This window comes from Microbulbifer maximicatervae (SeqCode) (genome assembly GCF_052467325.1).
Genome location: NZ_CP174310.1, coordinates 253,684 through 267,540 on the forward strand (window position 1 = coordinate 253,684; position 13,857 = coordinate 267,540).

Annotated in this window: 11 protein-coding genes; 7 read left to right on the top strand and 4 right to left on the bottom strand. The window is 51.3% G+C overall.

Going from position 1 to position 13,857, the window contains the following annotated elements:
• Positions 1 to 30 precede the first annotated feature (30 nt).
• The 4 genes from ACJJIE_RS01360 (at position 31) to ACJJIE_RS01375 (ending at position 5,126) form a co-directional block, all read left to right on the top strand.
• Positions 31 to 1,416, top strand: a complete 1,386-nt coding sequence (locus tag ACJJIE_RS01360; RefSeq protein WP_413662690.1) for a glutamine synthetase family protein — start codon at positions 31 to 33, stop codon at positions 1,414 to 1,416.
• Between the two features lie 463 nt (positions 1,417 to 1,879).
• The gene (locus tag ACJJIE_RS01365; protein WP_444893274.1) at positions 1,880 to 3,256 is read left to right on the top strand and encodes a glycosyltransferase family 4 protein; all 1,377 of its coding nucleotides are present in this window, start codon (positions 1,880 to 1,882) and stop codon (positions 3,254 to 3,256) included.
• On the top strand, positions 3,256 to 4,017 hold the full coding sequence (locus ACJJIE_RS01370) for a class I SAM-dependent methyltransferase (protein WP_444893275.1): 762 nt from the start codon (positions 3,256 to 3,258) through the stop codon (positions 4,015 to 4,017). Before ACJJIE_RS01365 ends, ACJJIE_RS01370 begins: the two co-directional genes overlap by 1 nt.
• Complete coding sequence (locus ACJJIE_RS01375) at positions 4,014 to 5,126, top strand: prenyltransferase/squalene oxidase repeat-containing protein (RefSeq protein ID WP_444893276.1); 1,113 nt, start codon at positions 4,014 to 4,016, stop codon at positions 5,124 to 5,126. The genes ACJJIE_RS01370 and ACJJIE_RS01375 overlap by 4 nt, the downstream gene beginning before the upstream one ends.
• Here the strand turns inward: ACJJIE_RS01375 and ACJJIE_RS01380 are convergent.
• Positions 5,055 to 5,672 carry a class I SAM-dependent methyltransferase gene (locus tag ACJJIE_RS01380; protein ID WP_282932028.1) on the bottom strand — a complete coding sequence of 206 codons (618 nt, stop codon included), beginning with the start codon at positions 5,670 to 5,672 and terminating at the stop codon, positions 5,055 to 5,057. The genes ACJJIE_RS01375 and ACJJIE_RS01380 overlap by 72 nt on opposite strands.
• Before the next feature lie 116 nt (positions 5,673 to 5,788).
• On the opposite strand from ACJJIE_RS01380, the gene ACJJIE_RS01385 reads away from it, so the two are divergent.
• Positions 5,789 to 6,511 carry an acyltransferase gene (locus ACJJIE_RS01385; RefSeq protein WP_444893277.1) on the top strand — a complete coding sequence of 241 codons (723 nt, stop codon included), beginning with the start codon at positions 5,789 to 5,791 and terminating at the stop codon, positions 6,509 to 6,511.
• A 19-nt stretch (positions 6,512 to 6,530) separates the two neighbouring features.
• Complete coding sequence (locus ACJJIE_RS01390) at positions 6,531 to 7,046, top strand: shikimate kinase (protein ID WP_444893278.1); 516 nt, start codon at positions 6,531 to 6,533, stop codon at positions 7,044 to 7,046.
• Between the two features lie 63 nt (positions 7,047 to 7,109).
• Here the strand turns inward: ACJJIE_RS01390 and ACJJIE_RS01395 are convergent, their stop codons facing one another.
• Positions 7,110 to 7,580: an Lrp/AsnC family transcriptional regulator gene (locus ACJJIE_RS01395; RefSeq protein ID WP_020413378.1), complete on the bottom strand. Its 471-nt coding sequence runs from the start codon at positions 7,578 to 7,580 to the stop codon at positions 7,110 to 7,112.
• 277 nt (positions 7,581 to 7,857) lie between these two features.
• On the opposite strand from ACJJIE_RS01395, the gene ACJJIE_RS01400 reads away from it, so the two are divergent.
• Positions 7,858 to 11,415, top strand: a complete 3,558-nt coding sequence (locus tag ACJJIE_RS01400; protein WP_444893279.1) for an indolepyruvate ferredoxin oxidoreductase family protein — start codon at positions 7,858 to 7,860, stop codon at positions 11,413 to 11,415.
• Between the two features lie 55 nt (positions 11,416 to 11,470).
• On the opposite strand, the gene ACJJIE_RS01405 is transcribed toward ACJJIE_RS01400, so the two are convergent.
• Together ACJJIE_RS01405 and ACJJIE_RS01410 are read right to left on the bottom strand one after the other, a co-directional pair.
• Positions 11,471 to 12,745: an OprO/OprP family phosphate-selective porin gene (locus ACJJIE_RS01405; RefSeq protein WP_444893280.1), complete on the bottom strand. Its 1,275-nt coding sequence runs from the start codon at positions 12,743 to 12,745 to the stop codon at positions 11,471 to 11,473.
• Between the two features lie 139 nt (positions 12,746 to 12,884).
• The gene (locus ACJJIE_RS01410; protein WP_444893281.1) at positions 12,885 to 13,775 is read right to left on the bottom strand and encodes a TraB/GumN family protein; all 891 of its coding nucleotides are present in this window, start codon (positions 13,773 to 13,775) and stop codon (positions 12,885 to 12,887) included.
• Positions 13,776 to 13,857 lie beyond the last annotated feature (82 nt).

Below are 13,857 nucleotides of genomic sequence, written 5' to 3' on the forward strand. Positions count from 1 at the left end.
GCGTTTAGATTGAATCACCCCAGGCACCTTATGTCTCAAGAAAAAGAATTCACTGCCCAGCCCGATCTGCTGGAGCAGTCGCAAAAATTCCTGGCAGAGCACTCGGACCTAAAGTGGATCGAAGGCTTTATGTTCGATATCAATGGCGTGCCGCGAGGGAAGTGGTTGCCGGCAGAAGCTGCGGAGAAATTGCTCAAGGGCAGTCTGCAAATGCCGCGTAGCGCGGTCAGTCTCGATATCTGGGGGCGGGATATCGAAGACAGCCCGCTGGTATTTGCCAGTGGAGACAGCGACGGCGTTTGCCTGCCGGTTTCGCCTATTAGTCTGGCGCCCTGGCATCGCGAGTCCACTGCCCAGCTGCATATGCAGTTGCATGAGGCAGATGGCTCCTCTCTCTATGCCGATCCCCGCAGCCAGTTGCAGCGCGTGGTAGAGCGTCTCGGCAAACTGGGTTATACCGCCGTGTGTGCGACCGAGCTGGAATTCTATCTGCTCCGCGATGAGGTGGATCATCTGGCGCGTCCGCGCCCGGTTAGCGATAACGACGCCGAGCTGGTGCCTTCCACCGACGTTTACGATCTGTCCGAGCTCAATGCTCAGCGACACTTCTTTGCCGATGTGCGAGCTGCCTGCGAGGCCCAGGGTATTCCCGCAGATTCAGTATTGTCGGAGTGTGCGCCGGGACAGTTTGAAATCAACCTGTTGCACAGTGCCGATCCCGTTAAAGTAGCAGACCAAACATTACTGTTTAAGCGCTTGTTAAAAGGGGTGGCGCGCAGTCACGGCTTCCGCGTGAGTACCATGGCCAAGCCTTTCGGGGATCAGGCGGGTAACGGAATGCACGTGCATATGAGTTTGATCGACGCCAATGGAAAGAACGTTTTTGATGACGGTTCTGACACTGGCTCAGATTTACTGCGTTATGCCGCAGCAGGAATGCTGGCGACTGCCAACGATGCGATGGCGTTTTTCGCACCTCACAGTAACTCCTATCGCCGCTTCCAGGAGAGCTCTCACGCACCGCTGAATCTCTGCTGGGGCTACGATAATCGCACTACAACTTTGCGTGTGCCCGCCAGTGATCCTGTGGCGCGGCGTATCGAGCACCGTATTGCCGGGGCGGATGTAAACCCCTATCTGGTGTTAGCTGCGATTCTCACTGGTGTGTGTCATGGCATTGAGAACCAGATGGAAGCGCCTGCACCCGTGGAAGGCGATGCCTATCAGGTGGAGAGTGAGAAGTTGATCAATACCTGGAGTGGTGCACTGGAGCGCTTTGAGCAGAGCCCTTTGTGGCGCGAGTACCTTGATCCGCGCTTTGTGGAATTGTTCTCTCTGTTGAAAAGACAGGAGCAAGCAGAGATAGCTGCCCGCGTTACCGATGTTGAATACCAGAGTTATCTGCATCGGGTATAAACATTGGCGGTGTGCTTTAGCGTCGATTGCCGTTTTAGTGAACGGCTTTCACGACAGGAGAGTTAGTGGGGGGTATTTCCTCTGCTATACCTAAATTTAAGTGCGTAATGTACTTGAAACTCTCCTCCTGAAAGTGTGTTCGAGAAATCTGGCCCGCCTTTTGGCGGGCATTTTTTTATTTTCGATTGACTTATTTCCACTTCCTGTTCGTATTAATCCCTTCTTTTAAGGTTGCCATGGCTTGAGTGCATCGACTGACACCGTGTGCGGTTGCTGGGCTTTTGTTGCTATTTTGGCTTGCGAGCACACATCCTTGGGCCAGGATACCAAGAGTGTGGACCGCTTCCGCCTAGCAGTCATTTCTCCGCCAGTGTATTCTTCCGCTTTACCAGCGAGGCACCCCAGACGGTCGGCTTTTAGACGTTGGCATTCGCAGAATGTCTGTGCGAGAGCGGATAATGTTATGGGGTATAAGAATATTGCAGATGGGGAAACTATGACCGCCTTGGGAAATTGTGCAGACGGTCCAACGGCTGGCGAGACGCAGCCACTAAAAATATGCCTTTTGGGGTATCGCAGCAATCCACACAGTGGTGGTCAGGGCATCTACCTGCGCTACCTGAGTAAAGCACTGGTAGATGCTGGTCACTCCGTGGATGTTATTTCTGGCCAGCCCTACCCAGAACTCGATGAGCGCGTAAAACTCATCAAAATGCCAGGGTTGAATCTCTATGAAGTTGAGCGTCCAGCGCGGGCCTTGAAACCTCGCCACCTGCTGTCATGGGCGGATTTTTTTGAATGGTGGAGTAAGCTTACCGGCGGTTTTGCCGAGCCTTATACGTTTGGCCGTCGGGTAAATAAATACCTGCGCAAGCACGGCAAACAATACGACATTGTTCACGATAACCAATCACTGTGTTACGGCTTGCTGGATATCGAGAAAAATGGATTGCCTGTTGTCGCGACAATTCATCACCCCATTACCCGGGATCGTCAACTGGCATTAGATGCCGCCCCCGATTGGCGTTTTCGTTTGCTGGTACGTCGCTGGCATAATTTTTTGAATATGCAGATTAAGGTGTCGCGGAAACTTCGCCATATCGTGACCGTTTCCAGGCAATCTGAGCGGGATATTATCGAGCAGTTTGGCGTGGCTCCCGAGCAGATTCACCTGATTTACAACGGTATTGATACCGAATTATTCAACCCAGGGGCAGAGAATAAGCGCTTGCCTCTGCGGATTATGACCACCGCATCGGCAGACCAGCCGCTCAAAGGTCTGCGCTTTTTATTACAGGCGCTGGCGGAATTGCGCCAGGAATATGAAAACATAGAGTTGTTGGTGGTTGGCAAATTACGCGAAGGTGGCGCTACGGAACGCTTGCTTCACGATCTGGATCTTCAGGATAGGGTTCAGTTTGTCTCCGGTATTTCTAACGAAGAACTGGTCGATAATTACCGCAAGGCTACAGCGGTAGCTTGCCCATCGCTCTACGAAGGATTTGGTTTACCTGCCGGAGAGGCAATGGCATGTGGTGCTCCGGTAGTATCCAGTGACGGGGGTGCTTTGCCTGAGGTGGTTGGGGATGCCGGAATTGTGGTCCCTGCAGGAAATCACGAAGCTTTGGCCAATGCCCTGCGCCAGGTTTTATCCAGCGAAGCGCTGCGAAAAGAACTCAGTGAGAAAGGTCGCCAGCGCATTGAAAATAAATTTTCCTGGAAAATCGCTGCAGAGAGTTTGGTGAAATATTACCGGGAAATTCTCGGACATACACTGGCGGAACAACCCAGTAGTCATGAAATAGAAACTCCGAATATGCGCAGTGCGGAGGCGGCTTGATGATTACTGTAGATCCCCAGCACTTAAATCTTCGCCCTGGCCAAAAAGTCCTCGACTTGGGGTGCGGTGAAGGGCGCCATTCCATTCACTTAATGATCACCGATGATGTCGATGTTTACGGCATTGACCTGTGTTTTGATGATGTGCGCACTGCCAGTGAGCGAGCGGAACCTTTTCGCTCTCCCGAGCATTCAAAAGGTCGCTTGCAGTTTGGAGTTGCCAATGGCTTGCAACTACCATTTGCCGATGGGAGTTTTGATGTGGTTATCTGCTCAGAGGTACTTGAGCATATCCCCGATTACAAGTCTGTCCTGGCTGAGATTAACCGGGTATTAAAACCCTCCGGTATTTTTGCCGCGACAGTACCGGCATTTCTTCCCGAGTGGGTGTGCTGGAAACTCAGCGATGAATACCATCAGGTTGAGGGTGGGCATATCCGGATATTCCGCGAGCGCGAGCTGCGAGAGGATATTGAAAAGCTGGGGCACCACTATTTTGCCCGGCATAAGGCCCATGCGTTACATGCACCTTATTGGTGGTTAAAGTGTTTGTTTTGGGACAAGCCCGATTCCCGCTTGGTCTCTGCCTATCACCGCCTGTTGGTGTGGGATCTGATGAAGAAACCAGCCTTTACCCGGATTCTCGAAAAACTATTGAACCCGCTGTTGGGAAAAAGTATTGCTCTCTATTTTGTGAAACCTGCCGGGTCGACACAACGAGTGGATGCGTCCCTCTCTCTGCCTGAGGGAGCTGAGGCATGAGTGAAATTTCTGTGCCGGCAAAAGCTTCTGGTCTTTTCCCAGAAGGATTTATCCAGGATAGCGCCGCCTATATTCTCTCCCAGCAACTCCCCGATGGTTCAATTCCCTGGTTTAAAGGGGGCTATGCCGACCCCTGGGATCATGTCGAGGCCGCTATGGGGCTCGCCATTGCCGGAGAGTTCAGAGCTGCTGAAAACGCCTATTGCTGGTTGGCTGAGATTCAGCTGGAGGACGGCAGCTGGTGGGCCGCTTATAAAGATGGCGATATTGACAACCGGGAGCGTCGTGAAACCAATTTTGTTGCCTATGTGGCAACAGGAATTTGGCAATACTTCCTGGTTAGTAGAGACACACTGTTTTTACAGCGCTATTGGCCGATGGTGGAGCGTGCAATTGAGTTTGTATTGCGCTTGCAAACGGAATTTGGCGAAATTCATTGGGCGGTAGATTCAGAGGGCGCCCCTATGGAAGATGCCCTGATCACCGGTTGCTCTTCCATTTATAAAAGTCTGGAATGCGCAATTAATATTGCCCACCAGCTGGGGGTTGCTCGCCCCCAATGGTTACTTGCCCGGGAAGCTCTGGGCGATGCGCTGCGCAATAAACCGGAGCGCTTTGATCGCACCTGGGAAAGCAAGGCGCGCTTTTCAATGGACTGGTTTTATCCCGTATTAACCGGTGCCTTTTCTGGTGAGGCAGCGCAGTTGCGGCTTCAGCAGCGCTGGGATGAGTTTGTCGTGGCTGGGTTGGGATGTCGTTGCGTCAGCGATGAGCCCTGGGTGACGGTGGCTGAGTCCTGCGAACTCACCATGTCCCTAATCGCTGCTGGCCAGCGTTCGCGGGCGGAAATTTTGTATCGCGGCTTGCACCGCTGGCAGGATAAAGATGGGGGCTACTGGACCGGTTATGTCTACCGGGATGAGGCCATCTGGCCGGAGGAAAAAACCACCTGGACTGTAGGAGCCATGCTTCTGGCTGCCGATGCGCTCGCCGGATTAACGCCAGCGAGCGAGCTGTTTACATCGGTGTGCCTGCCCTTAAATGCGGCGCAGGATTCCCAGGGTGTCGACAGTTTCGACGAGCTCGAACTGAGCGGAAGCCAGGGCTAGCTTGTAAATATCGTAGGGCGCCTGGCCGCCATCGGCGGGGTCCGGGAAAATGTCGTGGATCGCCAGGTAGCCACCGGGCACGATATGGCGGGACCAGCTGCGATAATCGGTCATGGCCGCTTCCAGGGAGTGGCCACCGTCAATAAATACGAGACCCAAAGGGGTATTCCAGCAGCGTGCAGCTGTTGCGGAGGGGGCGACGACGGGAACAACCCAGTCATCCAATTCAGCCGCGCGAATATTCGCGCGGAAAGTACGAAAACTGTCCATTAAATTGGCCTGGCCATCAAACAGTTCGGGATCGTGATACTCCTCCCCGGGCTGGTGCTCTTCAGATCCGCGATGGTGGTCTACGGCGAACAGGACGTTATCGGTCAGCTTACAGGCACTGGCCAGGTAAATTGATGATTTGCCGCAGTAGCTGCCCACTTCAAGACAGGGACCCAGTGAGCTGGCTTCAGCTGCCAGGTGGTAGAGAGCTTCCCCTTCATGGGCAGCGAGAAAACCTTTAATTGCTCGAATATCAATAGGTAGATTTAGGGACATGGGTAAACGCTTGCTATTTTTCGTGGCCGAAACACTAAACTGCCGCTAGTACAAAAGCAATTGGGTTTTTACTCAGGGCTCCGTAAATCCCAGAAAATATAAGTAGAAATTAAAATATGCGTAAGGATCACAGGCCCTATTGGCTCAAGCGACTGCAGCTGCGTTGGCGCAAATGGCGAACAGAGTATTTCCTTCTGCCACAATTCGATGCGGTTGGGGTTGAGCCGGAAGTGATGGACCCGGGTTCTGTCCATGTTTTTGGCGAAAATGTTCGGCTCGGAAATTACCCTCACTTAATCTCCAACAACGAGAAATGTATTCGCTTTACCACTTTTGGGCACAAGGGGGGAGAGGCATTTATTACTATTGGGGATTTCGTATTGATATCTCCAGGGGTGCGTATTTCTGCGGCTCAATCTATTGAGATTGGCGATGCCTGTATGATCGCAGCCAATGTGTATATTTCCGATTCTGATTGGCACGGGCTCTACAATCGCACGCGGCCCTTCCGTTGTACTTCCCCGGTGCGGCTGGGTAACAATGTTTGGATTGGAGATAGTGCAACCATCTGCAAAGGTGTCACTATCGGTGATAATTCTGTAGTAGGAGCCGGCAGTATCGTCACTAAAGATGTCCCCGCAAATACGGTTATCGCTGGTAATCCGGCAAAACCCATTAAATCAATTAATCCCAAGCGGCGAATGATTACCCGGGAGGCATTATTTGCCGATGCCTTTCGCCAAGCGCATAATCTGGATGAATTGGATAAGATGATGTTGGGTGGGAACACCTTATTGGGTTGGTTGCGCTCGGTATTCTTTCCCCGCCGTAGCGATTGAATGTGCAAGTATTAATAAAATGAAAAAAAGAAAAAGTATTGTCCTGATTGGAATGCCCGGCGCCGGTAAAAGTACGCTGGGGGTGTTGTTGGCAAAGGAGCTGGCACTGGGGTTTACAGATACTGATGTTTTGATCCAGTCCAGAGAGGGCAAGACTTTGCAGCAAATTATGGCCGAAAGTGACTATCTTAATCTCCGTGCCATTGAAGGGGAGGTATTAGCCGAGGCCACCCTCCCCAGTGATGTTATTGCCACTGGAGGAAGCGCCGTCTATAGCGAAGAGGGCATGGCGAATCTACGCAGTCAGGGTGTGGTAGTGTTTCTTCAGTGTTCAGCTAAGGAGTTACGCCGGCGTATCCATAATTATGAAAGCCGTGGCATTGCGAAGGCGCCAGGGCAGTCTTTTGCGGACTTATTTGAAGAGCGACAGGCCCTTTACCGGCAATATGCAGAAATAACGGTGGATTGTGACAGAAAGTCACTGCAGGAAACGCTTGATCATTTGCTTAATGCGCTGCGGGAGCTTGCAGAGTAACCCAAATTTTCTCAGTAAGCCCCATGCGTTAAAACAAGGGGCTTTACTTTTCACACTTTTGGCTTAAAGTGGCAGCTGGGTAGTGTACTTCACCTGCTTGAGGGCGAAGGTGGAGTTGACTGAGGCCACGTTTGGCAGGTGTACCAGGGAGCGCTTCAGTAATTGCTCATAGTGCTCCACGCTATCTACTACAACACGCAGGACATAGTCTTTGTCTCCGCTGGTGGAGTAGCACTCGACCACCTCCTGGACATCCTGAACTGCTGATTCAAAGTTGTTCAGGGATTCCTCATCGTGATTGTGGATGGTAACGTAGCAGTATACAGTGACACCCAGATCCAGTTTGCGTGGGTCCAGCAGGGTAACACGGCCACGGATAATGCCTTCGGCTTCCAATCGCTTGATTCTGCGCCAGCAGGGGGTGTGCGAAAGGCCGACTTTATCGCCCAGCTCTGCCATGGAGTAATCTGCGTTCTCCTGCAGCGCTCGCAGAATCTTACGGTCAAAATCATCCAGGTCTGTCGAACGCTTCATAAAGACTCCTATCCTATAAAAATTATCTAAATCGAAACTTCTATCACAAATTTACGCATATTTGCGTGAATAAAGCAATGCTCTATTGCGCTTAACGAACTAGTATGACCTGACTAAACCGTTTCGGGATAGGTGCAGTGTGCCCTCAGCCGCACTGGGACTTTGCGGCAAATATAAAAACAGGCGCATCTAACCACAGAAAACGGACTATTCGGAAGAATAATGACTAATAACTCGAACCGGGTTTCGAGAAGAATAATTAACCGGAAGTAGGTGTATGACTGAAAAAGTAACCAGTCCTCAAAGTACGGCGGATTCCCATGTAAAAAAACAGGTTTCATTGGACGACCGCTACACCATGCTCAAGGGCCGTGTGCTCCTTTCAGGTATCCAGGCCCTTGTGCGCTTACCCATAGACCAGATGCGAATGGACCGGGATCGCGACCTCAATACCGCGACTTTTATCTCCGGTTATCGGGGGTCGCCATTAGGTGGCTACGACCTGCAGTTATCCAGGGCGAAAAAACTGCTGGGAGAGTACAACATCCGTTTCCAGCCTGGCGTCAATGAAGAGTTGGCGGCTACAGCTGTTTGGGGTTCCCAGCAGGTGGGCTTGTTCCAGGGTGCAGAAGTGGATGGCGTCTGCGGGATTTGGTATGGCAAGACACCGGGTGTCGATCGCTCCTGCGATGCATTTCGCCATGCCAACGCCGCTGGCTCCTCTCCCAAAGGTGGCGCGCTGATCGTTGCTGGCGATGACCACGGCTGTAAGTCATCCTCCTATCCCGGGCAGTCTGAATTTGCCTTTGTGGATATGCATATTCCAGTACTTAACCCCGCCACCGTGCAGGAAGTGTTGGATTATGGTCACTACGGGCTGGAGCTGTCCCGCTTTAGCGGCTGCTGGGTGGCAATGATCACCCTGGCAGAAAATATGGATAGCTCTGCGACCGTGGAAGTGGACCCTGAGCGGGTTAAATTTCACTACCCGGATATTGAACGTCCCGAGGGCGGCCTGAATATTCGCAAGCAGGATAACCCTCTCGAGCAGGAAGAGCGCCTGTGGCGCTACAAGCGCCCCGCTGCGCTGGCTTTTGCCCGCGCCAATAAACTCAACAAGGTTGTACTGGAAAATCCTGAGGCGAGCCTCGGCATCGTCACCACCGGTAAGGCCCATCTGGACTTGATGCAGGCCTTCGAAGACATGGGTATCGATGAGCAGAAGGCCAAGCAGCTCGGTATTCGAATCCTTAAAGTGGGTATGACCTACCCGTTGGATGTGCCGGGTATCCAGGAGTTTGCCCGTGGCTTGGATACGCTGCTGGTGCTTGAGGAAAAACGCAGTTTGATGGAAGTGCAGCTGAAAGAGGAGCTGTACAACGTCCACGTGAAGGACCCGAATTTCCCGCGTATTCTCGGCAAAGTGGACGATAGTGATCAGCCGCTGATGCCTGCTTATGGCGAGCTGTCGCCAGCGATTATTGCCCAGGTATTGGGTTTTGTTTTGGGTGAGGACAAGTTGGATGAAGGCGGCAAGCACCGCTTGATGCGCCTCAATGCCCTGGCTGAGCGTATTTCCCAGCAGACGGGCTCAAGTGTGTCTCGCTTGCCTATGTTCTGTGCCGGCTGCCCCCACAATCGTTCTACCAAGGTGCCGGAGGGAAGCCGAGCCTTAGCAGGTATTGGTTGTCACTATATGGCCCAGTGGTTGGATAGGGAGACTTATACCTTCACCCAAATGGGTGCCGAAGGGGTCAACTGGGTAGGGCAGGCGCCGTTTACCACTGAAAAGCATGTCTTTGTAAACCTGGGTGATGGTACCTATTTCCACTCCGGTATTTTGGCGATTCGCGCTTCCGTGGCTGCCAAGGTCAATATCACTTACAAGATCCTGTTTAATGATGCGGTCGCCATGACCGGCGGCCAGCCCCACGATGGTGAGTTGGCTCCGGATATGATCTGTCGCCAAGTTTTGGCAGAAGGGGTGCAGAAAGTTATCCTGGTGATAGATAACCTGGATAAATACAAGGGTGCGCTGTCCTTCCCCAGTGAAGTTGAAATTCGTCACCGGGATTACTTGCCCGTTGTAATGGATGAGCTGCGTGAGGTTGAAGGTTGTACCGTTATTATTTACGACCAGACCTGTGCCACCGAACTGCGCCGCAAGCGCAAGCGCGGGCTACTGCCTAAAGCCGAGGGGCGCCCCTTTATCAACGAGCTGGTGTGTGAAGGCTGTGGGGACTGCGTCCAGCAGTCGAGCTGTATCGCTGTTGAGAAAGTGGAAACAGCTCTGGGCGACAAACGCAGGGTAAACCAAACCGGCTGTAATCAGGATATGTCCTGCGTTAACGGCTTCTGCCCCTCATTTGTCACGGTGAAAGGTGGCAATATTGCCAAGGGCGCCGGGGTAGGTGACGTGTTGCGAACTGAGGCGGCCAAGTTGCCCTCACCACAGCTTCCGGGCTTACAGCAGCCGTATAACTTCCTGGTTACCGGCGTTGGCGGTACGGGTGTAGTGACCATTGGCGCTTTGCTAGCGATGGCGGCACATATCGAGGACAAAGCGTGCAGCACCCTTGATCAGACGGGATTGGCTCAGAAGGGCGGAGCGGTTTACTCCCATATTCGCTTTGCGGCTGCGCCCGAGTCTTTGCGCGCGGTACGTATTTCCGACGGTCGTGCCGATGCCTTAATGGCCTGTGACCTGATTGCAGCCGGCAATGTGGCAGCTTGTTTGGTTAAACTGGATAAATCGCACAGTCGCGCGGTAGTGAATACCCACTTGAGTCCAACGGCGGCAACGGTTCTCGGGCGTGAGGATGTCCATTCACCGCAAGCGGTATTGGATACGGTGAGTGGTGCGGTTAATGAGCTCAGCTCAGTAGAAGCGCATCGCCTGACCAAGGCAGCTCTGGGTGATACGCTTGCCGCCAACATTTTTATGCTCGGCTACGCCTGGCAGAAAGGGTTGATCCCGCTAACTGAAGCCTCCCTGCTGGAAGCGATCCGCTTAAACGGTGTAGCTGTGGAAGGAAATCTGCAGGGGTTTGCTGCAGGGCGGTTGGCGGCAGAAAATCGCAACGCTCTGGACAAACTGTTAACCCACGAAAAAGTTGCAGTAGAGGTACCACAAACTCTTGAAGCGATTGTGGCTCACCGGGTGGAGCACCTCACCGGTTATCAAAATGCGGACCTCGCCGAGCGTTACCGCAGTTTGGTCGATACGGTGAAATCTGCTGAGATTTTAAAAGTGCCCGGGAATGTGCAGTTGGCTGAGGTGGTTGCGCGCAATTATGCAAAGTTGCTTGCCTATAAGGATGAGTACGAGGTGGCCCGCCTATACACCGATAGCCGCTTTACCGAATCGCTAAAAGAGAACTTCAGTGGTGACTTTACACTGGAGTTCAATTTGGCTCCCCCGTTATTGGCGCGCTTCGATAAAGGCTTGGGGCGTCCCCGCAAAATGAAATTTGGCGGTTGGATGTACAAGGCATTTGGTGTTTTGGCGAAGCTGAAGTTCTTGCGCGGATCGGCGCTTGATATATTTGGTTATACTGCTGAGCGAAAAATGGAGAGGGCACTGATCAGTGAATATGAAGAATTGGTTAAGAAAGTTCTGGGCCAATTAAATTCGCAGAATCACGCTGCTGCAGTTGAGCTACTTCAATATCCGGATATCATCCGGGGCTACGGCCCGGTGAAAGAGGCCAATATTGAGAAAGCGAAAGAGCAGCGAAATATCGCATTAAATCGATTTGAAAATCCGGTTCGGGATATAAAACTTTCTGCAGAGGTTGAGGTTTTTGACCCAGCTAAGGCGCAGCAAGTAGGTTAATTTTCCGTTTGGTAAAGTGGCTTGAGGACTGTCTTGAGCCACTTTATACCCCCCCCTACCAAACCCCCTGTAGTCGTATGGCAAATTGGTTGGTTTTATCTCCAGTAAAATCATCGTCACCGAGGGTGATGTTCATCATTACCCGGACTTTGGGGTTGAAATAGTAATTGACCCCAAATATAAAATTACTCGCTCGCAGCTGGCGAAAATCCCGATTCTCTATAGCGGTATATCTTGCGGCAACTTCCCAGGCACCCTCTGGAGGAGATGGCTTGATAGATTTAAATACCCCTATCTTGGAGTCGTAGGGTTTATGTTGGCCGGTAATTACCCAGCTTCCCATAATGTACCAGGAGTGAACATCCTGTCCGCCAATAAAGCATCCGCTTATGGGGTCACAAAAAAAACTTGGCGGAAGACCGAAGAATTCCTCATAGGTCAATTCAGAGAGGTATATCTTCCCTGTGAAATGACCATACGCATATTCCGCTTGGCCGAATAGAGGGCCGTAAGTCGCAGCTAGCTCGAAACCGGTAGTATTGACCCGGCCTCCGCCATCTCCAAGGAAAAACTCATCGTCACCAAACTCGCCAAAAAAATTATCTGATCCGCCAGGTGTGATTGCTATCAGCTGCTCCGGCCCTCGTCGGCCCGCATAGGCAACTTCAGCAGTGATATCGGGACTGTCCTGATTCGCTTTTTCGTAGCTACGGTATACACCCAGATGAACTGTTGATAAAACATCGTTAATTGGAGCCCAGGTCAGTCGAGTTGCTGCGCCAAACCCCGAGTTCCTGGGATCGCCTGGGTCCCGTAAGTTGAATAACGTAAAACCAAATGTATGACAGCACCAATGCTTATGCCAGTCGATACCTTGCTGACGCCCACGCCCAGAATAAATACCTGCAGCGCTGGTAAATGCCCGCTCCATGAGCACTAGGTCATTGGAGCTTGTCAGCTCATTGATTGAGCGGCTGGGTTTAAAGTTGCCGATGGTTAGTTTTCCCGTATAGAACTTTGTTGCTAAATAGACGTCTCGCAATCCTCCAGTCCCATCGGATGCAAAGTCTCTCTCAAGTTTGTAGTTCCACTTCCAGATTTTGCCTTTCATTGACAACCTTACGCGGCGAAAGTCTGTGGTGTTAACCGGGTCTTCCAGATCTTTATCAAAAATATATGTATCGAAGTGAATTCTTCCGCCTAGTTGTGCGGAGAAGTTCCCATCGTCAGAGACAATTTTCAGTCCACCTTTTGTTTCGGCTTCATCAGCGATGGCTGGGAAGTAAAATAAAAATATTGAAGTGGCACAGCATGCTCCCCAATATTTCATTGAGCGCCTCTATTTGAGAGTTGTCATTGGTCACGGAAGAAGTGCTATTCGAGTTTAGCAATAGAAAAGGTTGGGGCGTGGCGGTGTGATGAGAAGAGGGGCGCAGAAAGCCTGCGCCGAAAATGCTCAGGGTGACATATTAAAGGCGCTCTAGCTTGTAACCACTGTCACTCAAAAACTTGATAACGCTACGATCGCCTACTAGGTGGCCAGCGCCGACAATAACGAAAAGAGATTTGTAATTTGGCCCCTTTAGGGCAATTTTTTCTGCCATCTTTTCATTGCGTTCAAAGAACAAAGTGTCATAAAGAGGTTTATATTCAGGGTTCTCTGTTAGACCATCCAGGATGATTAGGCGGTTTAATTCATCCTCATCACCTCTTTTCCATGCGCCGGTCAGCTTGGGCAAAAAGGATGAAATATCCCCAATTTGCTCGAGGGTTTGTTGAAATAATAATGCAGGGTTGTCCAGGCCATTTAACATTTGGAACTGTTGGAGAACTCCTTCCAGTTCCAGAATAGATTTCCCATCTTTTTTAGCTTTCAACAGAAAATGGCGATCAATGCCGAGCTCTGGATTGAGGCCGTGGGCTTGCATCTCAATCATGCTTATGGAAATCATGGCAATGGCGGGACGCTGCCGGATAAACATAGCTTCGGGCATATTCCGCTTTCGCATCCAAGATTTTAATTGGCTATAAAGCTCCGGTGGTAATTCGTCTTTTAAGGTGCGTTTTCCCTGGTATACAGACTCCATCTTGATTCGCTGCTGCAACAGGCTATCGCCTTCTGCAGCTAGAATATCGGCCTCGACGGCAATGGCGTCACTTTTGGTATAGGCTTGCTCGATTTTTGATCTAAGGGGGTAAAAATCCTCAGTTGCCAAGTGAACAGAGCCTAATAAGTAAATGGTTTTACTATCTTTGGTCGCTTTCCAGAAGACACCTTTGTCGCTCTCAGCAGCTGAAGCACCTATTGTTAGCAGAAGCAGCGTAAAGGCGAGAAAGTAACTTATTTGTCGGTGAAGCATTTTCAGGTCCCTGAGTGGTTTGCCATTGCAAATACTATCACTAACACTTTCGGGTGCCAGGGGAGCTTTTGCGTATGGAGTC

Excerpts from the sequence above, each read along its gene's own strand:
- ACJJIE_RS01360 (WP_413662690.1), top strand. The coding sequence starts at position 31 with ATGTCTCAAGAAAAAGAATTCACTGCCCAGCCCGATCTGCTGGAGCAG.
- ACJJIE_RS01365 (WP_444893274.1), top strand. The coding sequence starts at position 1,880 with ATGGGGTATAAGAATATTGCAGATGGGGAAACTATGACCGCCTTGGGA.
- ACJJIE_RS01370 (WP_444893275.1), top strand. The coding sequence starts at position 3,256 with ATGATTACTGTAGATCCCCAGCACTTAAATCTTCGCCCTGGCCAAAAA.
- ACJJIE_RS01375 (WP_444893276.1), top strand. The coding sequence starts at position 4,014 with ATGAGTGAAATTTCTGTGCCGGCAAAAGCTTCTGGTCTTTTCCCAGAA.
- ACJJIE_RS01380 (WP_282932028.1), bottom strand. The coding sequence starts at position 5,672 with ATGTCCCTAAATCTACCTATTGATATTCGAGCAATTAAAGGTTTTCTC.
- ACJJIE_RS01385 (WP_444893277.1), top strand. The coding sequence starts at position 5,789 with ATGCGTAAGGATCACAGGCCCTATTGGCTCAAGCGACTGCAGCTGCGT.
- ACJJIE_RS01390 (WP_444893278.1), top strand. The coding sequence starts at position 6,531 with ATGAAAAAAAGAAAAAGTATTGTCCTGATTGGAATGCCCGGCGCCGGT.
- ACJJIE_RS01395 (WP_020413378.1), bottom strand. The coding sequence starts at position 7,580 with ATGAAGCGTTCGACAGACCTGGATGATTTTGACCGTAAGATTCTGCGA.
- ACJJIE_RS01400 (WP_444893279.1), top strand. The coding sequence starts at position 7,858 with ATGACTGAAAAAGTAACCAGTCCTCAAAGTACGGCGGATTCCCATGTA.
- ACJJIE_RS01405 (WP_444893280.1), bottom strand. The coding sequence starts at position 12,745 with ATGAAATATTGGGGAGCATGCTGTGCCACTTCAATATTTTTATTTTAC.
- ACJJIE_RS01410 (WP_444893281.1), bottom strand. The coding sequence starts at position 13,775 with ATGCTTCACCGACAAATAAGTTACTTTCTCGCCTTTACGCTGCTTCTG.